Origin of the sequence: Syntrophomonas sp. UBA1041 (assembly GCF_002316705.1) — a bacterium.
Lineage (GTDB): Bacteria > Bacillota > Syntrophomonadia > Syntrophomonadales > Syntrophomonadaceae > DTU019.
This window is the reverse complement of record NZ_DCEA01000093.1, coordinates 53,464-78,936: the sequence shown is the minus strand read 5'-3', so window position 1 is coordinate 78,936 and position 25,473 is coordinate 53,464. Positions and strand designations below refer to the sequence as shown.

General features: G+C 48.1%; 17 protein-coding genes and 2 pseudogenes. 1 reads left to right on the top strand and 18 read right to left on the bottom strand.

The features are described from left to right. Positions 1-158, bottom strand: a pseudogene (locus tag B2633_RS13875) (IS256 family transposase); the annotation flags it as partial. 345 nt (positions 159-503) lie between these two features. On the opposite strand from B2633_RS13875, the pseudogene B2633_RS13870 reads away from it, so the two are divergent. Beyond that, positions 504-1,135: pseudogene (locus B2633_RS13870) on the top strand (manganese efflux pump MntP). 200 nt (positions 1,136-1,335) lie between these two features. Here the strand turns inward: B2633_RS13870 and B2633_RS13865 are convergent. The 17 genes from B2633_RS13865 to B2633_RS13785 all read right to left on the bottom strand — a co-directional run bounded on the left by B2633_RS13865 (position 1,336) and on the right by B2633_RS13785 (position 25,216). Continuing rightward, on the bottom strand, positions 1,336-1,956 hold the full coding sequence (locus B2633_RS13865) for a DUF4125 family protein (protein WP_483171324.1): 621 nt from the start codon (positions 1,954-1,956) through the stop codon (positions 1,336-1,338). Between the two features lie 10 nt (positions 1,957-1,966). Next, entirely contained in the window at positions 1,967-3,274 is a 1,308-nt protein-coding gene (locus tag B2633_RS13860; protein WP_483171322.1) for a tetratricopeptide repeat protein, read from the bottom strand. Between the two features lie 98 nt (positions 3,275-3,372). Beyond that, a complete protein-coding gene (locus B2633_RS13855; protein ID WP_483171320.1) occupies positions 3,373-4,950 on the bottom strand; it encodes an acyl CoA:acetate/3-ketoacid CoA transferase in 1,578 nt (525 codons plus the stop codon). A 150-nt stretch (positions 4,951-5,100) separates the two neighbouring features. Next, positions 5,101-5,658, bottom strand: coding sequence for a nitroreductase family protein (locus B2633_RS13850; protein WP_483171319.1), 558 nt, complete (start codon positions 5,656-5,658; stop codon positions 5,101-5,103). 82 nt (positions 5,659-5,740) lie between these two features. After that, the gene (locus B2633_RS13845) at positions 5,741-7,318 is read right to left on the bottom strand and encodes an acyl CoA:acetate/3-ketoacid CoA transferase (protein WP_483171317.1); all 1,578 of its coding nucleotides are present in this window, start codon (positions 7,316-7,318) and stop codon (positions 5,741-5,743) included. A gap of 110 nt (positions 7,319-7,428) precedes the next feature. Continuing rightward, positions 7,429-8,883: a methylaspartate mutase accessory protein GlmL gene (gene glmL, locus B2633_RS13840; RefSeq protein ID WP_483171315.1), complete on the bottom strand. Its 1,455-nt coding sequence runs from the start codon at positions 8,881-8,883 to the stop codon at positions 7,429-7,431. Positions 8,884-8,945: 62 nt separating this feature from the next. Continuing rightward, positions 8,946-10,328, bottom strand: a complete 1,383-nt coding sequence (locus B2633_RS13835) for an MFS transporter (protein WP_483171313.1) — start codon at positions 10,326-10,328, stop codon at positions 8,946-8,948. A 60-nt stretch (positions 10,329-10,388) separates the two neighbouring features. Further along, positions 10,389-11,783 (bottom strand): MmgE/PrpD family protein, encoded by a 1,395-nt coding sequence (locus tag B2633_RS13830; RefSeq protein WP_483171312.1) that lies wholly within the window; start codon positions 11,781-11,783, stop codon positions 10,389-10,391. A 43-nt stretch (positions 11,784-11,826) separates the two neighbouring features. Next, positions 11,827-12,252: a methylaspartate mutase subunit S gene (gene glmS, locus B2633_RS13825; RefSeq protein WP_483171311.1), complete on the bottom strand. Its 426-nt coding sequence runs from the start codon at positions 12,250-12,252 to the stop codon at positions 11,827-11,829. Positions 12,253-12,288: 36 nt separating this feature from the next. Further along, positions 12,289-13,752, bottom strand: coding sequence for a hypothetical protein (locus B2633_RS13820; protein ID WP_483171310.1), 1,464 nt, complete (start codon positions 13,750-13,752; stop codon positions 12,289-12,291). A 49-nt stretch (positions 13,753-13,801) separates the two neighbouring features. Continuing rightward, on the bottom strand, positions 13,802-14,713 hold the full coding sequence (locus tag B2633_RS13815; protein WP_483171308.1) for a glycyl-radical enzyme activating protein: 912 nt from the start codon (positions 14,711-14,713) through the stop codon (positions 13,802-13,804). A 114-nt stretch (positions 14,714-14,827) separates the two neighbouring features. Next, positions 14,828-17,338: a pyruvate formate lyase family protein gene (locus B2633_RS13810; RefSeq protein ID WP_483171306.1), complete on the bottom strand. Its 2,511-nt coding sequence runs from the start codon at positions 17,336-17,338 to the stop codon at positions 14,828-14,830. Positions 17,339-17,871: 533 nt separating this feature from the next. Next, entirely contained in the window at positions 17,872-19,272 is a 1,401-nt protein-coding gene (locus B2633_RS13805) for an MFS transporter (protein WP_483171304.1), read from the bottom strand. Positions 19,273-19,324: 52 nt separating this feature from the next. After that, positions 19,325-20,539: an MFS transporter gene (locus B2633_RS13800; RefSeq protein WP_483171303.1), complete on the bottom strand. Its 1,215-nt coding sequence runs from the start codon at positions 20,537-20,539 to the stop codon at positions 19,325-19,327. Between the two features lie 538 nt (positions 20,540-21,077). Beyond that, positions 21,078-22,292, bottom strand: coding sequence for an MFS transporter (locus B2633_RS13795; protein ID WP_483171302.1), 1,215 nt, complete (start codon positions 22,290-22,292; stop codon positions 21,078-21,080). A 63-nt stretch (positions 22,293-22,355) separates the two neighbouring features. After that, on the bottom strand, positions 22,356-23,582 hold the full coding sequence (locus B2633_RS13790; protein ID WP_483171301.1) for an MFS transporter: 1,227 nt from the start codon (positions 23,580-23,582) through the stop codon (positions 22,356-22,358). A gap of 224 nt (positions 23,583-23,806) precedes the next feature. Next, entirely contained in the window at positions 23,807-25,216 is a 1,410-nt protein-coding gene (locus B2633_RS13785) for a sigma-54 interaction domain-containing protein (RefSeq protein ID WP_483171300.1), read from the bottom strand. Between the last annotated feature and the right edge of the window lie 257 nt (positions 25,217-25,473).

Below are 25,473 nucleotides of genomic sequence, written 5' to 3'. Positions count from 1 at the left end.
GCATAAGGGAAATCCATGTATGTTAGGGTTTCGTTGATTCCATCTTCGATTTTTTTAGCTGCTTCCTTGAGTTTTATTTCCCGGAGTTTTGCGGCTACTGCGGCGGCCTCTTCTTTTGCCGCTGTTTTATTCTCCTAGGCATGGATGGCTTCAAGCATCGCCATACTCACTAAAAATGCTCCCTCCATATTGACATTTAAGCACCATCCGGGGAATTGCCTCAGCTGGTGCTTTTAGTGTATCATTGTTTTCGCTTGACCTTCACACAACCATGATATACTATTGAAAATTTTAAATGCCCATGAGGGAGTAGTTGGCGCAGATATGCGTGGCAAGTCAACATACTGATCGGTAACGGTCTGGCTTGTCTTAAAAAACGAGACTCATGTATAACTTCTACAGCTATACATGGTCTTTATTTTTGTAAAAGCCCAAGTATATGCTCGTATGAGTATACTTGGCTTTTTCTTTTGCAAATCACATTCTGTAAAGGAGGATGTACCATGAATCTATTTGAACTATTCCTCATTGCTATTGGACTTTCTATGGATGCTTTTGCCGTAGCCATTTGCTCCGGGCTGGCCATGCCTAAGGCAACTATAAAAAAAGCATTGATAATTGGTTTGTACTTTGGCCTTTTTCAAGGGGTTATGCCGCTTATCGGGTATTTGCTTGCCACACAGTTTGCCGATAAGATTATCACTTTTGATCACTGGATTGCGTTTGCTTTGCTCTGCTTTATCGGCGGCAAAATGATTGCGGAAAGCTTTAAAAAGAAGGCTGTACTGACAGGGAATGTCCTGCTGAAACATGTACGGACAGAGAATGTCCAGGCGGAGAGCGTCCCTATACAAAGAAAGCCTCCTTAAAACGTTCGAAAATGTTGCCCCTTGCTCTGGCCACAAGCATTGACGCGCTGGCGGTAGGTGTATCATTTGCTTTTCTTCATGTGGATATTGTCCCTGCGATTTTTTCCATTGGGATTATCACACTCACTTTGTCTATATTGGGTGTTAAAATCGGAAATATATTCGGTGCAAAATTCAAATCGGGGACCGAGCTTTCCGGCGGCATTATACTGTTTTTAATAGGTTTGAAGATATTGCTTGAGCATATAGGAATTGTTAGTCTGTAAATATAAAATCGGATATTAGACAATGTATCATGGGAGAAATGGTAAGAATATCGCCAAAAAGTTTATGTTTTTGTGAGGAGGATACCTGGCGTAAATCCATGACTAGGACGCCAATGGAATCAAGACGGAACGAGAATTTAGAATCAAGTTGCCCAAGTAGAGGCCATGATAAGACAGCCGGCAAAAGAGCAAAACATAAATTATTGAAAGATCCCGGCCCGCAGCTTCTGTTCTGCATCGCCGATGGATGTATAACCGTAAGCAAGACAGGTATAGTTGAGCACATCCTCATTCAGGTTTTTCCCCTGGGACAGCAATTCTTTAACATAGGCTTGGTATTGCTGCAGCGTTTCCATGGAATAAGTGGCGAGTTCGCCTTTCAGGTAGGTTTCAAACGATGTGCCGAAGATGGGCTCTTGGCTGGAATGGATAAGCCTGCCGTGGCCGCAGACGCAGGGATAACGCTGGGAAAGCGCCTCCAGCCATTTAACCTGTACGGCGGCGATTTCGTTGATGAGCTGATTTTTTTCGCCGGACAGAACCGGCAGCCGATCCTTAATGGCTTCATATTCCACCGGAGAAGTATGTTTCATCATATAGGCGTATTTCTCCGTCATCAGATTGCGTCCCTCCTGCAGTGCTTCTTCAAGGTCGCTAACATAACTCTGCAGCATGGTGCTGTTCCAAGCCCTGAGCTGACTGCCGCGCTGTTTCTCAAAGGTCTGCCAATCATCCTGGCAATTGGCGCGTCCGCCTGCATTTTCGACGGCGTCAAACATTTCCCATTCGATATCCAGAATCCTTTTGATGACCGGTTGCATATTACTCCCCCTATTCAGCCAATATATGCAGTTTGCGGATATCATCGTCTTCAATGCGCTGCATCATGGCGCAGCAGTGATTTTGCAGATAAACGTCATCCAAATCCGTAAGTTTTTGTCTTTTCAATTCTTCAATGACCAGCGTGCATATGGTTTCGATTATGTCCTCGCGCATCCGGTAAACATCTTCGCCGCCGTAATCTCTGCACAGTGCAGAGAACAGATCATAGGTTTCGGAAAGAACCGGCAGGCGGCGAATACCGCGGTGCGCCCATTTATAAAACGGGGCATATTTCCTGTTTAATAGGTAGAGCATGGAAAAAGCGGCTGTTGTAAATTCATGCAAGGCACACTGTGCCGCCACATATTCACGGCGTTTTATGCATCGGGCGTAATTATATTGTCCTGCCTGGGCCATTATGGCGGCACGGGACACAATTTTTTTAATGCGGATATCCTCCGGATAAAATGCCATCAGTTCACTGCGTATTTTACTGAACTCGCCCCATTCATCCACAAAAACCTCACCGTTGGTCACCACCGCCAGATAGCTCTCAGGTATGCGGCGCCATTCCATAAGCGTCCGGGGCGCCTGTCTCAGGCCGATATACCGATAGTAAAAGGAGGAAGTAGCCATAACACCGACACGGTCGACGGATAGTTCGCTTTTACTACGCTCAGGAAAACCGAGAAAACTGCCGGGCAGGCTTGCAAACCGCTCTAGCGCCTGTCTCAGCGCCTCTTGGGCCTGATCATACCGGCCCGTTTTTTCATAGGCGACGGCCAGATTGCTGTAAGTAGTGGCGACATTTTCCCCGAAAGCGCCCAATTGATTCAGAATTGCCAGGGCCTGCTCCAGACAATCGATGGCTTTCTCAAAGTCCGCTATGCTCTGATAGAGAAGGCCGGCGTTATTGAGAGCGCTTGCATACAGATAGTTGTCGGTACCGATGGTAGTACGGTATATCTCGAAAGCCTGGTTAAACAGGTTTATAGATTTATCATTTTCGCCCATTAAACGATAGGTTCCGGCCAGATTGTTGATATTGGTAGCGTACTCAACGCTTTCAGGGCCGATGAATTCCTCAATGATCCGTCCTGCCGCAGTGAAAGCCTCGACAGAGGCCGCATACCTGCTGGTACCGCGGTAGAAGGAGCCGAGTTCGCTTAAAACCGCAAGATAAATGGGGTTGAATCCGCCGCAGCAAGGACGATAATGCCTGCCGCTCTTGTGCAAAAATTGCTCTACGGCATCTATATTTCCGGCAGCATAATGACGGTTGAGTTCCTTATAGAATTGTTCAATCATATGATCCATTTATGACTGCTCCTTTGCGTGGTTTAGTGAAAGCCATTCTAAATATCCGTCCCAGTCCCTTATTGATTGGGATTGCGCCCGGATATCCGCTGCAGACTTTACTTGGCCTGTTTTGCCTTAATGAGCTCATTTAACCGCCCCCACACGGGCTGGAAGATCCCAGCGGGCATAAGTTTCAGACGCGGTGGCACCCTGGGTCTGAATTCCATCTGGGCCAATATATCATTTTCCAAATCAATGCCGGGGGCGATCTCTATTAAAGTCAACTCCCCTTGCTCCAGGGTGAACACCGCACGTTCGGTCACATACAAGGCCTGCTGTGCCCTCTTCTGAGCGTATTCGCCGCTAAAGCAAATGTGCTCCACCCGCTGCAGGAATTTACGGAATTTTCCCTCCTGTTCAACAAGCAGTTGTCCATTTTTAACCCTGACCTGCAGTCCCCCGCTGGTGAATGAACCGCAGAAAACCACTTTTTTGGAGTTTTGGCTAATATCCACAAATCCCCCGCAGCCGGTTAGTTTACGGTTAAATTTCGCCACATTCACATTCCCCTGCCGGTCGGCTTGGGCCAAACCCAGGAAGGCTATATCTATGCCTCCGCCGTCGTAAAAATCAAACTGGCTGGGTTCTTCGATAATGGCTTCAGCATTATAAGCATGGCCGAAATTGGGAATGCCGTCAGGTACGCCCCCAATTGCGCCGGCTTCTGTAGTCAATGACAAGCCTTCATTGGCATTCTCCTCAGTGGCGATATTAGCTACATCAGTGGGCATGCCAACCCCGAAGTTAATGACGCTGTGCGGTTCCAGTTCCATGGCGGCCCGCCGGGCGATGATTTTGCGTTCGTTCAATGAAAGCGGGGGCACCTCGCTCAGGGGGACTTTTATGCTGCCTGAAAAAGCCGGGTTGTAATACAGGCCTTCGGTCTGCCAGTGGTGTTCTGCTTTGGCGGCTATCACCACATAATCTACCAGTATGCCCGGCACCCTTACTTCTTTGGGGTGCAATGAGCCGGCTTGGGCTAAATATTCAGCCTGAGCGATCACAATCCCGCCGCTGTTTCTGGTGGCCTGGGCCAGATGCAGAGCGCCGTTTAGCTGTCCCTCTTTGGTTGCTGTCAGGTTCCCTTTCTCATCAGCTACTGTACCTCGAATCAAGGCCATATCAATGGGCAAGCTCTTGAAGAAAAGATATTCCTCGCCTTCGAATTCGATTAATTTGACTATGTCCTCTTGCGTAAGGGAGTTCAGTTTAGCGCCTTCCACTCTTGGATCAACAAAAGTCCCCAATCCCACTTTGGTTATCAGTCCCGGTCTTTTGGCGGCAATCTCGCGCCATAGTTGACATATCACACCCTGGGGCAAGTTGTAGCCTTCTATTTTATTTTCCGCTACCAGCTTGGACATGGTGGGATTTGAACCGATATGAGCACCTATCCATCTTTTTACCAAGCCGACATGGCCAAAGTGAGTGGGGCCTCTATTAATTGTCCAATCACCCATACCACCGTTCTGAAAGAAGGTTATATTCCGGGGATGGCCAGTCTCCAGGAAACGTTTCTCGATGGCCAAAGCCATTTCCTCATTCCACCCTGCCAGTCCCATTCCGCAAACTGCGACGGTGGCGCCGTCTGCAACCAGAAAGGCGAGTTCATCAGCAGTTTTTACCTTGGACACACCAAACAACTCCTTCCAGTGCCATAACATGAGAAAGGCTCATATACAAACGGACTGATCACGTCTGTCAAGCCATGCCGCCCATACCATGGGCGTTTAAGCAATTGCTCAGCAATGGTTTGGGTCATGAATACCGAAGTTCAAGATTGATCAGCGCACATAGTTCACGATGTTCTCTTTTCTTGGCGCGGGTTTAACCGCAGTGCGGGAAGAATTATAGCCCAGTGAAACCGCATGGAAAGGTTTATAGCCTTCCGGAATCCCTAAGGCCTTTTTGATCTCTTCCTTAACCAGGATCAATTCTGCCGAACCTATCCAGCACGAGCTTAATTCCAGCGATTCGGCGGCAATGATCATGTTTTCTGTGGCCGCCGCGCAGTCCATTTCAATTCCCTTGGCATTTTCCACCCCTGAGACTACAATGACCGTGGGCGCATGATAGAAGGTATGATAATTGGGATCGGCAGCCTTCTGCTGATATCTGGCCAGGGCTGAGTTGCTCATAATATCTATCATGCCTTTGACCATCTGCTCTATCATGTGCTGATTTTGCACCACAGTGAAATGCCATAATTGACGGCCTCCGCCATTGGGTGCATATTGGGCGGCATCCAGAATAATCCGCAGTTTCTCCTCTTCTATCTGTTCAGGTTTAAAGGTTCTGATACTTCTTCGGCCCATGATAAGGCTTATGGTTTCATTTACCACCAGGAATCCCTCCTTTTGTCCGCTTGGTTCAACACGCATTGAAAACAGCTAAGCAGTCCGTTTCGGGGAGGTTAATTTGTTGTTATTGATTCGCCGCAATAATCTCCCGCAACCCGCCCCATTTCTCCCGAAAGATCTCTACCGGCATGGTTTTCAGGTTAGAAGATACTCTGGGCCTGAATGCCATCTGCTGCATAACATCTTGTTCCACATCTACTCCGGGGGCTATCTCGACCAAGGTAAGCAAGCCATCCGCTATGGTAAAAACCGCCCGCTCGGTGACATATACCACGGCCTGCCGAACTTGGCCCGCGAATTGACCGCTAAAAGAAATATGCTCCACATTCTTGATGAATTTCTTATAACCACCCTCTTGAACAATTCGCAATTGTCCCTCCTCAGCCTTGACTCTCAGCCCCCCGGCGGTGAGAGATCCACAGAAAACCACCTTTTTGGAGTTTTGGCTGACATTGATAAAACCGCCGCAGCCCATGAGTTTGGCGCCAAATTGAGTGACATTTACGTTTCCGTGTCTGTCGGCCTGCCCCAAGCCGAGAAAAGCTATATCAATGCCACCGCCATCGTAAAAATCAAACTGGGAAGGCATCTCGATCATGGCTTCGGCATTATAGGATTGGCCGAAATGAGGCAGACCGGCGGGAACGCCCCCGATGCCGCCCGCCTCTGTAGTCAGAACTATGCTCTCGCTGGCGCCCTCTTCGGCAGCGATATTGGCCACATCGGTTGGCATGCCCACACCCAGATTTACGACGGCATCCGGCTTTAATTCCATGGCCGCCCGCCGGGCGATGATCTTGCGTTCATCCAGAGGCAAAGGAGGCAGCTCTTTTAAGGGAACCTTAACATTGCCCGAAAATGCCGGGTTATAATAAACCCCTTCGGTTTGGAAGTGATTATCGTTGGATGCCGCCACCACTACATAGTCGACCAGTATGCCGGGTACTTTTACCTCTTTGGGATGCAAGGAGTTGGCTTTTGCTATGTATTCCACCTGGGCGATCACCATGCCGCCGCTGTTTCTGGCCGCTTGCGCCAGGTGTAAGGCGCCGCTCAGCATCCCCTCTTTGGTCATGGTCACATTGCCGTTTTCATCGGCGACCGTACCGCGAATCAGGGCCACATCGATGGGAAAGCCCTGATAGAACAAGTATTCTTCGCCTTCCAGCTCAACTACCTTGACAATATCTTCTTTAGTACGCGTAAGCCGATTCAATTTTCCGCCTTCCAGTCGGGGATCGACATAGGTATGTAAGCCCACTCTGGTTACAATACCGGGCCTTTGCGCAGCCACCTCCCGCCAGAGTTGAGTCAACACCCCCTGCGGCAGGTTGTAAGCCTCTATTTTATTCTCCTCTACCAGCTTGACCAGATTGGGACTGGCACCGATATGCGCCCCGATCCATCTTTTTACCAATCCGGCATGGCCGAAATGAGTCGTGCCCCTCTTGGTGGTCCAATCCCCCAGCGAACAGGCCTGTAATAGGGTAATACCTTGAGGGTGACCGCTTTCCAGGAAACGCTGCTCAATGGCTAGGGCCATTTCCTCGTTCCATCCTGCCAGCCCCATTCCCGAGGCTGCAACAGTCGCACCGTCTTTAATCAACAAAGCGATTTCAGCAGGCGTCTTTACTTTAGACATTAGGCTCACCACCTTCAGCATGGCCCGGTTGAATGATGCTCCCCAGGCATGACAGCCGATAATTCGTCAGATTAAACCACTTGATAAGTCAATCGGGACTTGTCGGGGGACTATAGGTTGACCAGGTATTTATTAATAATGTTGAATGCTTTTCGCGGCTCGCTTTGTGCCAGCAGCCCCACGGCAAACAGTATGTATTTCCCATCCAGCATCATCAGGGGATTTTTAGGCTTGAGCAAGGCCGGGCTCTCCTTATGAAACAGTGCGCCCTGCAGCACCCGTCGCGGGTCGGACGAAAAAGCAACCGGTCCTCCAGCTCCGATCACTAACTTGACTTGAGTGAGATCCTTGCCCCTTTGCACCATATAATCGCCATTATGCGTAACTATGACATCTATTCTCCCCGCATGTCTTTCCACCGCAGTCTTAACCGCCAACCGAGAAAGGGTTACATGACATTCAGCCTCCTCCTCACAGCTGGGAAGTCTGCCCATCTGACGAAATTCAGTTACTTTTTCATCAAAAAAGGGATCATCCAGGGCACCGGCGCATTCCCGCTTAGCGATATCAGCCAATGTGTCGAGATTGTGAAACAAGCCCAAATCACCTTCTACAGTACGCTTGGCGTAAGGCTGAGGAAGCCCCAACATGCTCACCCCAGGCTGAGTGGGGCTGCCCTGGGCTACTGAATAAACATCTGTAGTCGCGCCCCCCACGTCAACCAGGAGCAATTCCCCCCGGCCCGGGCAGCCCGGAACGCCGTCGGCTATTAATTTTGCGGCTTCCATGACCGCTGAAGGAGTGGGCATGATTACATCTTTGACCATGGTTTTTACCCGTGCGATTCCTTTGGCTTCAGTTATTCTATTTATAAACAGTTCCCTGATTTTCTGATTGGTCGAGTCCACATCGATAACACCGATTTCCGACATCACATTTTTGGTAAAAATAATGTTCATATCGGTTTTGCCCAAGATACCGGCAATGTCATCGTAGGCCGACTTATTTCCGGCTACGATGATGTTCTTCACTCCCCGCTTCAAGTTGGCGAGCATGCGAGCATTGTAAATTATTACTTTCTTGTTTCCCCCATCAGTACCTCCGGTAAGCAAAACTATATCAGGAGAAATGGCTTCAATCTCTGCGACCTCCGAATTGGATAATTCATAGGAATAGGTCCCCACGATCTTGGCGCCCGCTCCCAGGGCAGCCATGCGGGCGGCTTCAGTAGTAAAATCAGGCACCAGGCCGCAGCAGACAACCCGCAATCCCCCTGCCGCGCTGCTTGATGCCAGGGCTTCTTTTATCTCCGCTTCACCGAATTCAACCTGTTCAGCGAGCAGGGCCAAAGCCTTTTCCAGGCCGACGGTGACATCCGTGTCTACGGTTGAAGGCGACTGTACCCGCGCTATGAGCTCCTCTTTATCCAGGTCGAAAGCGACCGCTTTGGTAAATGTACTGCCAAAATCTATAAAGATCCTAATGTTATTCATCATTTCGCACTCCACTTTGGGTATTTCAGTTTGATGCCGGGCTGCTCCGGAGTGTATATGCCTTTTACGCATATACACTTCCGGAACCTGCTCTGCATACGGTGGTTCAATCATTACAATCTGAGGTGCTTTCCTTAGTCGGCAACCATGCCTTTGGTTTCCTTGCCCAACCAGGCTATCAACAACACGCTCAATACATTACAGGCCACGATAAGGTAGAAGACTCCGTCATATCCACCGGCACCGACAATATACCCGACGATGATGGCGCCCAGGATACCGCCGAGGCGGCCGCATACCTGAAACCATCCCATTCCGGTGCCGCGGATGCGCGTAGGCAGCAACTCCGGCCAATAGGTAGAGCAGCACATGTTATAACCGTACTGGCAAAACTGATAGATGAACCCGGCGATGATGATCGCAGTGAAGGTGTTCATACTGCCATAGACATATGCGGTTCCTGCCGCCAAAATGGACATAGCACAGCAAGCGAACTTCCTTCCGAATTTGTTTAACAACCACACCATCCCAAAGTAAGCCGGTATGCCGCCCAGGGCGAAGATGGCTATCATTCTGGTGGACTTGACCACTGAGTATCCTTTGGATACCAGCAAGGCGGTCAGCCAGGTGGCCAGGGCGAAATAACCCAGCATCTGCAGAAAAGGCCAGAATGTGCCCAAGAAGGAGTGCTTGATCTGCCCGCTCTTCCACAGGTCGGTCCATTTGGGTTTGTCCATTTCTTTCATCTTTTTTTCCCTGGCCGCCTCGGCTTCATAAAGGCCCTGAATCTCTTCAGCGTTAAACTGATAGATGGGCTTTCCGCTTGATTCGGCCACCCGCGCTTCAACAGCTTCTACAATTTCATCCGCTTCTTTGTAACGGCCTTTGGTTTCCAGCCAACGGGCCGATTCTGGCAGAGCATAATATACCACGATCACCCATAAGGCCAACAAGGAAATGACTACGAACATTACCCGCCAGCTTGAAACCGATAGAATAGCCGTCGCCACTGTGGCCCCAAAGACTACCGCCACAGGGGACGCCAACAGGGAGAGGACCACATACTTGGCCCGGCTTGCCGCAGGAGACATCTCGGCCAGCAGTGCCAAACTAGTCGGGATCTGAGCACCAGCACCAATGCCGAATATTATACGTCCTGCGAACAGTGTCTCAACATTGGGAGCGAAGGCGAAGATCAGACCGCCCAAGCCCCAGGTTACCATGCATATCATAAAGAGTTTTTTACGGCCCCATTTATCTGCCAATAGAGAACAGAAGGCCGCACCGATCATCATTCCAATGTTGCTGGCCGACCCCATATAACCCATGAGCTGCGCGGAAAGCCCAAATTGCTTTTGGACGATAGGTAGAATAAATCCGAAACTATTGATTTCCACCGCTTCGGCAAACATGGCTATAGACACAATTACTGCTTGCCACATCAGAAATTTGCAGTCGTGGAAACGTTCAATCCTAGCTCCTACGGGCACACGAAGTGTTTCACTAATAACACTCATTGATAAGCCTCCTTTGATTTATGTTCCGTCGCCTTTAACCAGGTTCAGGTGAATTCTTGATTATGAATCCACGACTACGAGTCCGACCAGTGCGGTAACGTCCTTAACCATATCAAGCTCTTGGATCAATTTGACCAATTGAGCGGCATTGGCATCAGGGATAGGTTTGACAGAATGCTTGATACAATCGCGGAACTTGATTTCACAATCGGCGAAAGTCAACGGGTTGGTTGGAGTTCCCAGAGGCAGATCAACCTGTTCCGTATAAACACTGCCATCCTTCATAGTGATGCTTACCCGGCCTGGCTCAAGTTCGGCTCCCTCGAAGCTGGGATCGACTTCCACCGGCCCGATCTTGCCGGCCATTTCCAGAAGGTCGCGGCTCTGTATGGCGGCAGGGGTAAATTCATCCAGCCCGGCGCGGCCTCTGGCTATCACTGCAGCTACACCCCAGGGGGCGCTGAATTGACTGTCAACGAAATTGCGCGGCCTGGTTTTAATTTCAATCGGCGCGCAGAGCAGATTTAAGGTGCCCGGTCCGCACCACAGCTTGATTTTATCAACATTTTCAGCGGCGACCCGATGTTCCTTTACTATTTTCAAAGTTGCATCAACGAAGGGATGAATTCCTCTGCAGCATGGATAAGGCTTAATGGTGACATCTTTGCCTTCAAACCTGGTGCCGAGTTCTCCCACCAGTGCCTCCCGGGAATACTTATTGTCATGGTATACTTTGTAGAAACCGGCATCGCCTTCCAGTACGTTCCTGGCCCCGGTGATGCCCTTCTGGGCCATTAAAGCCGAAGTTATCCCGGCCTTTACCGCGAAGCCCGGCCCCAATCTTTTGGTAAGAGCTCCGTCCTTGACGCATTGGGCGTTTCCGGCCGATTGATGATAGGCAATGCCGATGGCATTGACGATTTCTTCTTCGCTTAAGCCCAAGAGCCTCCCCGCCACAGCAGCCGCGGTGATATATCCATAAAGACTGGTCTGATGCCATCCGTAGGGAATAATACTCTCCCCGGGTCTGGTGGCAAGCCCCAACCGGCATATGAAATCAGTTCCCAGGGCTACAGCGGTGATGAACTCTTTGCCGCTGATTCCGCCCAGATACTCGGCCAGGGTAAGGGCGGTGGGAATGGCGACTACGCCGGGGTGCATGATCGCAGTCTCATGCACATCGTCAAAATCCAGGGTGTGCGCGATGGTGGCATTAATTTGAGCCGCATTGGGAACCGGAAGCTTATGGCCATAAACCAGTATATGGCTTTGAGGAGCCCCGCCCCAATCAACTGCCAGCTCCACCAGTTCTTTAACCCCGGCCTGACTGGTTCCGCCCAGCGCAACTGCAAAGTAATCCAAAACCTGCAGTTTGGTTATTTCAACAACATTTGCCGATAGATCTTCAAATTGAATATTTTTGAAGTTTTGGGCAAATAAATAAGTTGCGTCCATTTGATTAACACATCCCTTTTGCTTATTTGACTTCAGTCAACAATCACATCTTGCCTTTGGCTTTTAGATCCGTTTTCAGGTCTTCCAGCGCAGACTCGATATCAGCTTCCGGGGGATATACTCTGTCGAAGCCCAATTTCTTGAACTTCTCTTCGTCCTCTTTCCAGTCGTGTTTCATGACTCCCAAAATGCCCCCGATGTAGAATAGCACATCGTTTAAACCGGCCTCGGTCACTTTTTCCTTGAAGCCCTGCAAATCCATTTCCGCCATGCCGTAGATGGAGCTCATAAAGACGGCGTCAGCATCGGTTTCCTGAGCAACTTTTATGAACTCTTCGGCTGGTGTTTGTGCGCCTAATGCCACTACATTGAATCCCTTTTCACGCAAAAACCGTGATATGATCTTGGTTCCTATAACATGGGAGTCTACTCCCACTGTTCCCGTGATGATGGTTATTTTCTCTTTCATAGGTGTAACGCTCCTTTTATCCAAAATAATCGCTGCCTATTTGGACGGCTTGCCGATAAGTTGTCCTTTGCTAATCGCCCAGAAGTCTTCCAAAGAGACATAATAGTTCATTTCCCGTCTTTCAGCCGCGGCGCGCTGGGCAACCTTGGCCCGATGGAAATCCTTTATATCCTCACTGAAGGGCAGATTACCAAACTCGAGGTAACGGCAGGCTCCGTTCAGATCCCTGATACCGACCACCTCATCTTTGGCATGCATGTTGATTGGGAAAGGAGAATCTATCACACCGGTTTCCATGGCTTTTACCGCCCCGGCACATATGTCGCCATCGCCCATTTCCAATACTTTGTCCAGAATCTGCGATACTTCGTTGAAAGTCAAATTCTCTTCCTGCTGGATAACATCATTGTCAATGGGGAAATTCTGCTGTCTTACTACATTGAAGATCCAATTGGTTGCCTTGTAGGTCTGTTCATGAGCCTCCAGGCTAGGTACCCCCAGCGCTTCATCTATAGTCTTTACAAAGGCGATAGGACATTTGCCGAGGGCAGCCACCATAGCGGTATAACAGCTGTAGCCGAAAGCGCTGCCTACATCCTGCGGATAAGGGAATAGAGGAACCTGGCTGCCTACAATACCGGGAATAATGATGTCGTTATAGCCTAATTTTTCAAGATATTTCTTGAATAGCCTTGGCGCAGCCCGGAGGTCTCCCAGATCCTGAGCCAGACACCCTTGCAGGTTTACCTGGGGCATGACGCATTTGGCGCCCTGAGTGATGACATTCAAGGCACATATGATCTGCGTGGCTATATTGATGCTTCCGGGGTATACACTGTTGGGCAAAAACCCATGGCAGTCGGCGTTGATAATGACTCCGCGTTCGGCATAGTAACCCATCAACCGGCCCATATATTGAGCGGTGGTAAGCAGCTCTGCAACGGTGGCCTTCTTATCGTAGCCGCTGAACCAGGCAAAGAAACTGCATGGCATACCGTTCATTCCGGAGGCAAAAGCCATCTCTGCCACCTGGCTGTTGGCTATGGCGGAGCACCTGGGGTCTAAACAGCCGTCTACCGACTCAACCAGTTTGCGGTTGTTTTTTAAGCCATGGTTGACTATGGGGTATCCGTTCAATTTCGGTTTACCGGTTTTTATGCTCTCTTCCAGGCCCTGTTGGGCCTTTTCAAACATCCCGTTTCTGGTGTAACTGTCTGTGGTGAGAGGTGTACAGGTAACGCCCAGAGCATTGATGCTGCGGACCAACTCGATTTCATCCTCCAATATGGGGGTGCCTGCCCGGGGGAAATTAACCGTTCTATGTTCGGCGCCCATCCTTTGGAGTTCTTTGTAAAAAACCTTGCTGTCCGGCAGGCTTTTTTGATAGGCTACTGCTTCTTCAAGATCGATTTCCTTTAGTGTTGGCCATGCGGCAATTACCTCTTTGCGCATCTCCATAAACTTATCTTCATCGATTTTCTGTTGACTGACTTTAATCATTGTCCTGCTCCCTTCGGAATAGTTTTCGGCAACGTTATTCGTAATGCCGCTATTTTCGAATCTCACAGTCAAAACCGTAAGATTCAAATATATTTTGGGCTCTGTTTAAGCTTTCATCGGAGGGGCGTTCCGTATCTCCCATTTCATAGTCCCGGTCCAAGGTCTTGTACTTGCCCATGCCGTAACGATGATAGGGCAGCAGGTGGATCTGCGCCGTTCTCGCTATTTCGGACATTTTTCCGGCTATGGCTGCCACATCATCGTCCGAGTCATTAATCCCAGGAATAAACGGAATACGAATAACCACCGGGGTTCCACTGTTAACAACCAATTCGAGATTATGCAAAATCAATGCATTGGACTGTCCGGTATACTTGGCATGAACTGCGGGATCAAGGTGTTTTACGTCGTAATACACCAAATCGGTATGCTGGAGTATTTTCTCCAAGCCAAGCGTGTTCCCATATCCGGATGTATCCAGGCAGGTGCCGATGCCCGCTTCATGACACATTGCAAACAAGGCTTCAACAAATTCGGGCTGCATCAAGGCTTCTCCTCCTGAAACAGTCACCCCTCCGCCTGAATTCCGATAATAATGAATGTCTTTCTTGATGACGCGAAAAACCTCATCTACGCTCATTGCCTCACCCTGGAACTGCAATGCGGTCGAGGGACACACTTCAACACATGCGCCACAATCAGTGCATAGCTCCCGATCGATATAAATCCCACTTTCATCAACCGATATAGCCTTTAGTTCACATACTTCCATACAGCTCAGGCATTTTTCACAGAAGGTATCCCTATGTGTTACCTCCGGCCAGGGATGCTGCGACTCCGGATTAGAACACCAGGTGCATCTCAAGGGACAGCCCTTCAAGAAAACCGTGCACCGGGTGCCTGGTCCATCATCAAGGGTATATCGTTGAATGTTAAAAACAATGCCTTTTGGTTCAGTCATAGCTGCGTTCTCACCTCTGCTTTCTTTTCCAGCCGGACGTAACCTAGTCCTCGACAGGTAATTCGTGGTTGGGGAGGAGTTGTCGATATGACAACTCCTCCCCCCAATCAGGCCTTACATGGCATGCATGGTACGTTCTACAATTTCATCCTGCAAATCACGGGGCAGGTCGACAAAATAGGCACTGTAGCCACCGACACGGACCAACAGGTTCTTGTACTTCATTGGGTCTTTCTGAGCTTCCTTCAGTTCTTCCGCAGAATGGATATTGAACTGAATGTGCCATCCGCCTCTCTGGAAATAGATCTTAATCAGATTGGCCAGATTCTTTATTTTTTCAGGGGTATCCAGCAACTGTTTGGAGAATTTCATGTTGTGGGTGAAACCACAGGAAGCACTGGCCAGGCTGAAATCTCTGGTGGCAGAGTTGATCAGAGCCGTGGGTCCGTTGACGTCCATACCCGGCATTGCTGAGGTGGCGGCATCATTTACCGGAGTCCACTGATATCTGCCATTGGGTAGAGCTCCAACCGATTTGCCCTGAGTGGTGTGTCCGCTGGCAGCTCCCTTGAACAGCATGGGTTTTTCTCCAGTGAAGGGATCCGGGCGGCTCTGCATGATTTCCTGGGTTCCTAACATGATTTTGGTGAAGAATTCATCGGGCATATCTTCATCGTTGCCGTACTTGGGAGTATTCAGGCACATCAGGCGCAGCTTTTCATGCCCTTCCCAATTGGCCTTCATAGCTTCTAATAGTTCAGCCATGGCAACTTTCTTGGTATCAAACACCAGGCGCTGAATCGCAGCCAGGCAGTCTGCAATATCGGTGATACCACGGTCGCCTATCCAAGAAGCCCGGCATATGGGATAGCGAGCGCCGCCTTCGCGGGAATTCATGCCGGCCGGGATGCAGTCTTCATAAAGCATGGCGCATCTCAATCCGCTCATAGGGCTGTGCTGCTGTTCAACCGACCACCATATGAAGTAATGTTTGCGCAGTATTTCACAGAAATAATCTTCCTGTTTGAAGAAGGCTTCGATGATCTCATCCACGCTCTTCATTTTGGTGACGTCGCCGGTCTTCAGGCCCAGCTGCTTGCCGGTTCTGTTGTCAAAGCCGTTCCATAAAGTCAACTCGAATATCTTGGCCTGGTTAAGGCTGTAGAACCCGCCCTGATGCTCGGCGATATCCAGGTGATAGCCCAGACAGCCGCTGGCATTCCAATTGACCGCATCCCAAATCGGAACGCCGCGATCCAGGTATCTCTGAGTGCCCAATTTGTCACCCAGGAAAGCCGGGTTGCCGCCGCCGAAGTCTTTATTGCATTCCAATGCAAATACCATAAAATCTTCATCGATATTTTCGTGATAACGGATATAGATGGCAGGTTCGGAGAGCAGGGTCTGGCGCATTACTTCCAAAGTTAACCAGGAGACTTCATTGATCAGGCAATTGCCATTCACATCGGTACCGCCCAGAGTGACGTCCGGCAGCAGGGTTCCCGGAGCCGCACGGTGTTCTCTCTTAACGGTAACCAGGTTCTCGGTCTCTCTAATCTTCAACCATAACGCACCGATCATTTCGGCTGCATCCTGGCGGGTAATGTCGCCCTTGAGCATATCTTTTTCATAATAGGGATACAGAATCTGGTCGATGCGGCCTACGCCGACCTCAGGCCGTTCGGAGCTTTCTATCCAGGGTGCCAGGTGCAGGAAACGCAGGCTCTGCACCGCTTCCCAGAAGTTGCGCGGCGGATTGGCAGGAACATTTTCACAGACTTCAGCTATTTTGAGCAGTTCAGCCTTTCTAGCCATATCGGGGCAAGATACAGCCTGCTCTCTGGCCAAATCGGCATACCGTTTGGCATTAGCGATAACGGCTTTGCAGGAAATAATGCAGGCCTGCAGCAGGTGGTATTTACGCAGGGCATTTTCCGGCAGTCCAGGCTGCTGGAAACCCAGTGCCATACACTTTTCGATTTCATTCTCGGCTAGCTTGATAATGTAATTCAGACCATTGTCGATGGCCGGTTTGGTGGGCATGCAGTTGCCGCCGCCGAATGCACCCCAGTTCTCGAATATGCCTCTGTCCACGACCTCTCTGACCGCTCTGCCCTCGAATACCATACCCCGGTCAAACATGAGATCGAAGTGATCTTCGCCCATCTCAGCCGAAATGGCATCACGCACAAAGTTTCTCTGCGGCATATTTTCTACCCAGTATTTAGCGTCTTCGGTAAGCTTGCGCAGGTCTTCGGGATCGATATAGGTAGCATCGATGTCACTGCTCTTGCGGTCAAAGCGGCCAGTTTCACACATGGCCAGGATTTCCCGGGGCTTCATGGCGCACAGGGTGCCATTGCCGCGGATGAATTTGGTCAGCGAACCGACTATCAGTTCGTCTTCTCTGATGGTAACGGGGCCTTCCAACATTCTCTTTTCAAAGGCTTTTGCCCAGCGCACGTCTAAAGGCAGGCCTTCGGTTTCTTTCCATGATTCGGTAAACAACAGGGTGCCATCAACATATACCTGTGGAGGGGCATCTTCCCATTCTTTTTTAAGCTTCTGCAACCTGGGAGTCATGACGTTTACTTTTCTGATTGCGTCGCCGTCAACTTTTGGCATGTTATAACACCATCCTTTTCTCTAAATCTCCTGACTTGTGATTCATCCTGGCACTGTTTAACTCCATTTATTACCTCCTTTTAGTCTCAACTGCTTAAGTTTTAAGGCTGTGCTTCAGCGCCCGACCTCACATTTCAAACCTGCGAGGTGGTCAGGCGCCTTAATAAACAACACCGTTGCCGCGTTGCGATTACCTGCCACAGCTATTATTAAGGGATATTGCAAACTTCAACATAATAAGGAGCAATTTCTATGCCATTTAAAATGGTTAATAACGAACAATTCCTAAATAAGATAAAGGAGCCCCAACCTACCCGAAATGAGTGAATTGGAGCTCTCATAAATGATCGATTTTGATTATTCTATTTTTTTGGCATCAGTCGCAGCATTACTACATCTGGTTGTAACTGGACAGATACATTGTATCTATTATGCTACCTGGCAATTCTGCAAAGGGGTTTTATCTAAAGTCAGGGTTTACCGAAAAAACATCTCGGCAAACATATATATGTTGGTTTTTTCCAATCAGGCTGTTATTTGAACTGGGCACTTGCAGCCTCTCTTGCAGATGCTTTGATTTCCTCTGCCTGCTGATGTATTTCAAACATCTTGGTGTCTGTAAGGGGGAAAAAGTAAAAGGCGATAATACCCAGAGCCATAATAACAGCAGGCAGTAAAGACATTATTATCCGCAGACCCATCACGATTCCTTCCGTAACACCGGCCTTAGGATCAAAGCCAATTGCTGCTAAGCCTAGGCCCAGGACAAGACCGGAAATGGCGGTACCGATTTTTCCAGGCATAGAACTCAGGGAAAAGAGAAACGCGCTGACATCTTTTCCCTTGGCAACAGTCGTGAATTCTACTACATTACCATATATAGCCATCTCAACCGCCATACAAATACCCATACCTACCTGAGCCGCGGATAAAAGCAAGGCAAACCCTAAGGGGTTCTTTCCGAAAAAGAAGGACAATAGGAGTGCGATACCAAAAACAGCGAGACCAACAATATATGTTTTTTTGCTGCCCAAAAATTTGTTAATAAAAGGAGAGATAAAAGAACCGCCAAAAGTAAATAAGGTACTGAAAGTTAGATAAGTAGCTAACATGCCCTTATCACCAGCGACATAAGCAAAATAATAAGCTGCCAATCCCATAACCGTATACTGGCCTAGTCTTAAACAACTGGCTGCAGCGATTAAAAGCATCATAGGTTTAGTGAAGAAATTCTTAATCATATCCCAAAGGGATGTTTTTTGGACTATGGATTGCCGGCCGGATGGGACATATATTTCCTTGCCCCGCAGCATAGCTATTACATTGAAATAAGCCAGTGTGATAAGAACTGATATCACAACTGCCATCATGGTATATCCTTTGCTATCACTGCCTAACAATGACGCAAAAAATCCAATAATAACTACATTAGTCACACTGAATGCAATTTTACCTAATGAATTACATTGAGAACGTACTGCCGATAGGCTTACTTTTTGGACAGGATCGTTTGAAAGGACGTTTATGGCTCCATTATAAGCTGTAAAACCAATATTATATGTAAATAGAGCCAGAAAATAAAATACTGAGTAGAAAATAAAGGCTGACTTGCCGCGCAACCCTAGATCCGTAAAATGCAAAATATATATGGGCAATGTTATCAATGCGCTAAATATAATCCAAAAAGCAAAACGACCCATCTTAGGATTGCTTTTCTGCATAATTATACCGATAACAAACAATGATAAGAGATCCAAGCTTCTTGCGCTGGTTAAAACGCCTGCTAATGCAATATTGGGAACTCCAATAATGGTGGTCAGGAAGAAGGCAAAATACGTATTCTGCAGATAGGGAGAAAGGTTAGTAAAGAAATTCGTTATTCCGTAGCGAACCGATATTTCATTATAAATCGATGCACCAGCCTTTGTCTCCAATTTGTAAATCCTCCTCTAATTCCAATGAATGATAATTTTCATTTGGATCCCCTTACGGACGTTTGATGCTGAGATTAAAGACTAGGGCAACGATGGAGAATATCAAAAGCATTACAAAGGTCGATACAAAAGAACCGGTTTTAGTTACAAAAGAGCCCGCCAGGGTTGCTACAAAAGAGGTTGGAATCAAGAATGTGTTGGCAATACTGAAATTAAGGGAGAAGTTTTTGGGGCCATAGAACGAACTGATAACCGCTGATGTTATAGTTGGAGCACACCCATAAGAAAGGCCGCACAGACTAAGTCCAACGACACAAAGCGGTATGCTGTTGAAAAGAACAGCCATCAGAGTAACCGCCGGCGCTGCGATCGTGATCGCATTGGCTGTCAACATGGTTACGCGCCGTCCAAATGCGTCAAACAATGCCCCGGATAGAATTCGTCCCAGACCATTGCATATCGAAAGAACTCCCACCAAAGTCGTTGCCAGGGCGGCAGCCGCTCCAACAGAGAGCGATATATCCTTGGCGGCACTTATGACGGTATTGCCTATCGCTGCTGAAAGGATGCAGTAGAGAAAGAATCTCCAGAATGTTGACCGCCTGGTCATCTCTGCGGCAGTATAATCACGCGGTTCAAAATCTTCGCCCCGCTTAGCCTTGGTCTTGGTTGGCCCGGGGAACTGGGCATCCGCAGGCGCCAGCTTGATAATGAGCCCGGTGACCACAAGAATTGCTCCGATAGCTACAGCAAGTACCACATAGGTGTTTCTCCAACCAATAGATTGAATCAGACTGCTGGCCACAGTACCCAGAACCAGCGTACTGGCTCCAAATCCCATCATCAGAGCCCCGGAACAAGTGCCGGCCTTATCCGGGAACCACGACATTGTTCCAGAAATCACGGCATTATAAGCCATTCCTACTCCGCAGCCCGTCAAAACACCATAACTCAAATATAAGACCGTGGTGCTGGCGCCACTCATACGTGAAGTGAGAAAAAAGCCGAGAAATGTCAAGATGCCGCCGGTGATAATCGGGGCCTTGACGCCCATTCCTCTGGTCATAATACCGGATAGGACCCCGCCGACACAGAAGAAACACATCATGATGGTGAAATTAAGCGCCAGAGCAGCCGGAGTCCAGTGGAATTCGGCGGCCAGGGGGGCTTTTAAAATCGACCACGCGTATATGATCCCAGCAAATAGCATACTGATTACACCGACTACTAGATAGGGCCATCTGGTTACCGTTTTGGTTGCATCCATTTTTCTTTCCTCCCGATTTTACATTAAATACAGTTTTACGAAGTGATATAGCGGCGCTTTTTCAGCAAGCCACCCGCAGTTACAAGGCTTGCTTCCGGGAACCTAATGCCTCTGTTGCTCCTTTGAGAAAAAGCGTATTAATCAGGCCACTGCTCCAGCAGCAGGTTTGAATTCCAAAAGGGTTTTAAACATTCGTATAATCACTTCATTATGCCAGAGGCTTTGTTTTTTAATAATCCTATCAACCTCCTTCTGTAACCCGTTTTTATTTGAAGATTGCGGCTGTTCAAATTCTCATAATGCCTAACCGGGCAATAACTGGGCGGCTTAAAATATTTAACGCAAACTTCATGCCAAATGGGTGTGCGACTTATGCAAGAAACACTTGGCTATAAAAATAGGCCCAATTCACTAATTGTGAGTGAATCCGGCCATTTTCTTTTGTCGTACCGGTCAACATTCCGCCAAAAGTCGCAGAGATGCTACAGCAGATGTTGCAAAACCGGTACATTGTATCAATTTTGCAGCCATTTCTGTTCTAGTAATTGATTGGTTTGGTTCCAGGGGCAATTCCCAGGCAGAATATAACCAGGGCAATAAGACAGCAAATCATGGCACCCCAGTAAACCAGATAGTAATTGTAGGCGGCGGCAATTACCCCAAAAATTACCGACCCCAGACCATAACCGATATCGATTGAGGCAAAGAAGGCGGCAGAGGCAGTGCCTCTTCTCTGTGCAGAGCAGCGATTAAACATCATGGTATTGATAAGGGGTCCCACCGCCCCCTGAGCCAAGCCAAAGGGGAAAGCGATTGCAAGCAGATATAGCGGCGCGTTTACTAGCGGTAGCAGGGCAAAACATAGCGCAAGGCTTATTATGCCGGGAATGATAATTATATTGGCACCCCGCTTATCGGCCACCCTCCCCAGGAACAGCCTGGACAAAAATGTGCCTGCAGCGTTAAAGGTAAAAAAGAGACCTATATTGCCGAGACTCCTATCCATGGCAAAAAGAAAAATAAATGAAGTCACACTGCTTAAGGCGACATATAGCAACACAGTCACCAGTGCCGGAAGAAATACGGCGTATTCAAAGCCCAATAAGGTTTTGGGCAGTTTACTCTTCATCGGATCTTCCCCATGGCTTAAATCCTGGGTATCATTCTTATTCTTGTTTTCACAGCTTATAAAGCAGTCGAAAATCATACTCATGAGTGCGACCACTGCGGCCAGGGTAAAGAGCAATCTGAAGTTTGCTGCGGCCCCATCCCCGATTATAGAGAGTGCAATTCCCGGGGCCAGGGCCACCGCAATAGTACTGAAAACCGCGATATAGCTTATTGCTTCAGCCCTGCGGGTTGAGGGAATTATATCAACCGCCAAGGCGCTGCCTAGAGTGGAATGCATCCCAAATCCGATGCCTTGCAGAACCCGCAGCAATGCCAAAACTATAAACACCTCGGCAAAGTTGTACAGCCCACAGGCTATAGTGCATAAGGCCGCCCCCAATATCAATAACTTGGTGCGCCCGATTTTATCGGAAAGAAAACCTGAAAAGGGACGGATGGCAAAGGCGCCAAGAGTATAAATGGTGGTCATGAGTCCGGCATAAGCAACCGTGCCGGTCAGTTTTTGCGCATAGATGGGCAAAGTTGCATAAAAAAAATAATTGCAGAAGTTTATCCCCAGGGTGGCAAATAATATGAGAATATAATCTTTACTCCACAAGTTTTCTGGTTTGTTGGTGATCATTATTGTTCCTCCCCCGCTCGGCGCCAGGTATAAATCTCACCGTTTAATCAATGTTGCAGCCGGTTAATGATGCGGCAGACCATCCGGCCTGCATTTTTTGACAATTCCTGAACAGTAGACTATAAGAGCCGCCACAGAGCAGACCATGGCCCCCCAATAGAGGCAGGAATAACTGTATGCGGCGATTATTCCAAAAATGATAGAACCGATACCCAGTCCGATATCGACTGAAGCAAAGAAAGCTGCGGAGGCAGTGCCTCTTCTCTGCGGTGAACAACGCTCGAACATCATGGTATTCATGACAGGTACTACAGCGCCCTGAGCCAGCCCTGACAAAAATGCGATCAAAAGCAGCTGCGGGGACGTATTTACTAATGGTATCAGGGCAAAGCTGATAGCCAGGCCAAGAATTCCCGGAATCACAATGACGTCGGCCCCTCGCCTATCCGCCACTTTCCCCAGCGACAATCTTGATAAGACGGTACCTATTGCATTGAAGGTAAAGAAGAAACCGACATTGCCTAGACCCCGGTCCAGCGCAAAAAGAAAAATAAACGAAGTCACACTGCTTAAGGCGACATAGAGCAGGATATTTACCAGTACAGGCAGAAATACGGCATACTCAAAACCCAGGAAGGTTTTGGGCAGGTTATTATCACCCTCCGCAGGCTTTTCTGTCCGGGTCATACCCTTGAACCCTTTCTTATTGTGGTTTTTTTCATAGGTAATAAGGCAATCCAGAATCATACTTGCAAAAGAGACTATAACGGCGAGAATAAACAATAATCTGAACCGGTCCAGGGCGCCGTCCCCTATAATGAAAAGCGCGATGCCCGGGGCTATGGCAGCAGCAACCGCACCATAAAGCCCAAAATAACCTATCCCTTCCGCCATTCGGGATTTGGGGATCACATCAGCCGCAACCGCGCCGCCCAGGGTGGAATGCATACCAAAGCCGATGCCATGCAAGACCCGTATCAGCATCAGCACCATTAAGCCATCTGCATAATTGTACAGAAAGCAGGCTGCACAGCATATAGCCGCTCCTAACACCAATAGTCTGGATCGCCCGTATTTATCGGAAAGGATGCCGCTCAAAGGGCGCACCGCCAAAGCGGCATAAACATATATGGTAGTCACAAGGCCGGCATAAACAGTGGTCCCGGTCAGTTTTTGGGCGTAAATCGGCAAGGTGGAAAAGAAAAAATAATTACAGAAACTGATGCCTAGAGAGGCCATCACTACGATAATATAGTCTCTGCTCCAGATTTTTTCAGACTGAGCGGCCATATCTCACTTTTATCCGTCTGTCCTTATTTATAGGCCAGAATCTGCTTTCTAAAGAAATTAGAACGTGATTTAGCTTAGGGGTACTTTACTTTTATAAAGCAAAGTTCATGCCAATCCGTTTAATATAATCAAAAAAGCCGAGGACCCAATCCATCCAGGCGATGAATTGGGTCCTCAGAAGGTCTAGACCAGAATATGAACCATGCAAATAGTAGCAGAGGAAATTATTTATTGATTTTTTCCCTAATCTTGCGGTATAACAGAGTACGGTGAATTCCCAATCTTTTGGCAGCTTCAGATACACGTCCATTGCTTTCCGCCAATACGGTCTCTATATATTCCGCTTCGACTCTATCCATGAAATTTTTCAAAGTCTCCCGGGAGGTTATTTCCGGCAGATACTTAACCGGCTCTGCAACCCTGTCGCCATTCGTGGATAGACCTACTTCGAAATGCAGTTCGTCGTCGACTGATGTTATGGCCAGTCTTTCAATCACATTCCTCAATTCCCGGACATTTCCGGGCCAATCATATTCATAAAATGCTTCTATGGTTTCTCTGGTCAGCTTCTTGCTGAAATTATATTTGGCGTTTATTCCGTTTAAGAACTTTTTGGACAGCGCCAGAATATCTTCCGGCCTCTCTCTGAGCGATGGAACTGTGATAGGTATAACACTGAGACGGTAATATACGTCAGCCCTGAACTGCTTGTTGGCTATCATCTCCCGCAAGTTTTTGTTGGTGGCAGAAATCAATCGCACATCGGTGTGCTTGATGGTCGTGCCGCCTACATGTTTTATCTCGCCGCTCTCCAATACCCTCAAGAGCTTGGACTGCATAGATAAAGGCAAATCCGCAATTTCGTCCAGAAATAAAGTGCCTTTGTCGGCCATTTCAAATAATCCTGGTTTTCCTTTGGGATTCGCACCGGTAAAAGCGCCTTTTTCATAGCCAAAAAACTCGGCCTCCAGTAAGTCATGAGGAATCGCCGCACAATTCACCGGGATGAAGGGCTCATTGGCCCTGCTGCTGTGGCGATGTATATAGCGGGCTAACACCTCTTTGCCTGTCCCGGATTCTCCTGTAATCATAACCGCGCTATCGGTTTTGGCTATGGTGTTGCACATTTTGACTATTTTTTTCATTACCGGGCTTTCCGCAATCGGCACATGAGCGAAAGTATCGCCAGAGCTCAAATATTCCATGGAAGCCTTAAATCTGGCATTAGCAGGTTTCTCCGGCTTAATGCTGGAAAAATATTTGTCAATAAGCTTTTTATCCAAAGCTACGTCAACGACTAAGGCAATCTCGCCATTTTCGTCCATAAGAGGGGTGGCGATAACAGTCTGTTCTTCGCCGTACCGGGATTTAACTGTTCCCACCAATCCTTCCTTAGTTTCAATTACTTTTAAACAGGGGGACCACTGGTATATTCCGCCCACCTCGTTCATTTCCTTGATATTAAAGCCCACAAAATTTCCGACTTCGACTCCCACAAAAGTCATAAGCACATTGCCTTCATTATCCATAATAGAAATGGAATTAGTCTGCTCTTTGACTATCCGTTCTATGTCCGATGCGGCAAGTTCATCCAGCGTCAAATCTTCGTAGCCGTTTTTCTGTGCAGCAACCATCTTTTTACCTCCCACTCTGTTTCACCGAAAGGTTTCGCTTTCATGTTGAAGCACATCGTCACATTAAAACCGCTGGTATTATAAAATTGGGAATTGTGGCATCGCAGCCATTATATTGTGAATACTATTACTATCACCTATATCATTCTATCATGACAAATTCTTTGATAATAAGATTTATTTTTTGGTTTTATTACTATAGATTATCTTTTTATTTCCTTATTTTAGTAATTATTGCGCTAAACATGGCGGCATTA

Excerpts from the sequence above, each read along its gene's own strand:
- B2633_RS13810 (WP_483171306.1), bottom strand. The coding sequence starts at position 17,338 with ATGCCAAAAGTTGACGGCGACGCAATCAGAAAAGTAAACGTCATGACT.
- B2633_RS13785 (WP_483171300.1), bottom strand. The coding sequence starts at position 25,216 with ATGGTTGCTGCACAGAAAAACGGCTACGAAGATTTGACGCTGGATGAA.
- B2633_RS13835 (WP_483171313.1), bottom strand. The coding sequence starts at position 10,328 with ATGAGTGTTATTAGTGAAACACTTCGTGTGCCCGTAGGAGCTAGGATT.
- B2633_RS13860 (WP_483171322.1), bottom strand. The coding sequence starts at position 3,274 with ATGGATCATATGATTGAACAATTCTATAAGGAACTCAACCGTCATTAT.
- B2633_RS13845 (WP_483171317.1), bottom strand. The coding sequence starts at position 7,318 with ATGTCTAAAGTAAAGACGCCTGCTGAAATCGCTTTGTTGATTAAAGAC.
- glmS (WP_483171311.1), bottom strand. The coding sequence starts at position 12,252 with ATGAAAGAGAAAATAACCATCATCACGGGAACAGTGGGAGTAGACTCC.
- B2633_RS13815 (WP_483171308.1), bottom strand. The coding sequence starts at position 14,713 with ATGACTGAACCAAAAGGCATTGTTTTTAACATTCAACGATATACCCTT.
- B2633_RS13790 (WP_483171301.1), bottom strand. The coding sequence starts at position 23,582 with ATGGCCGCTCAGTCTGAAAAAATCTGGAGCAGAGACTATATTATCGTA.
- B2633_RS13830 (WP_483171312.1), bottom strand. The coding sequence starts at position 11,783 with ATGGACGCAACTTATTTATTTGCCCAAAACTTCAAAAATATTCAATTT.
- B2633_RS13865 (WP_483171324.1), bottom strand. The coding sequence starts at position 1,956 with ATGCAACCGGTCATCAAAAGGATTCTGGATATCGAATGGGAAATGTTT.
- B2633_RS13800 (WP_483171303.1), bottom strand. The coding sequence starts at position 20,539 with ATGGATGCAACCAAAACGGTAACCAGATGGCCCTATCTAGTAGTCGGT.
- glmL (WP_483171315.1), bottom strand. The coding sequence starts at position 8,883 with ATGCGTAAAAGGCATATACACTCCGGAGCAGCCCGGCATCAAACTGAA.
- B2633_RS13795 (WP_483171302.1), bottom strand. The coding sequence starts at position 22,292 with ATGATCACCAACAAACCAGAAAACTTGTGGAGTAAAGATTATATTCTC.
- B2633_RS13820 (WP_483171310.1), bottom strand. The coding sequence starts at position 13,752 with ATGATTAAAGTCAGTCAACAGAAAATCGATGAAGATAAGTTTATGGAG.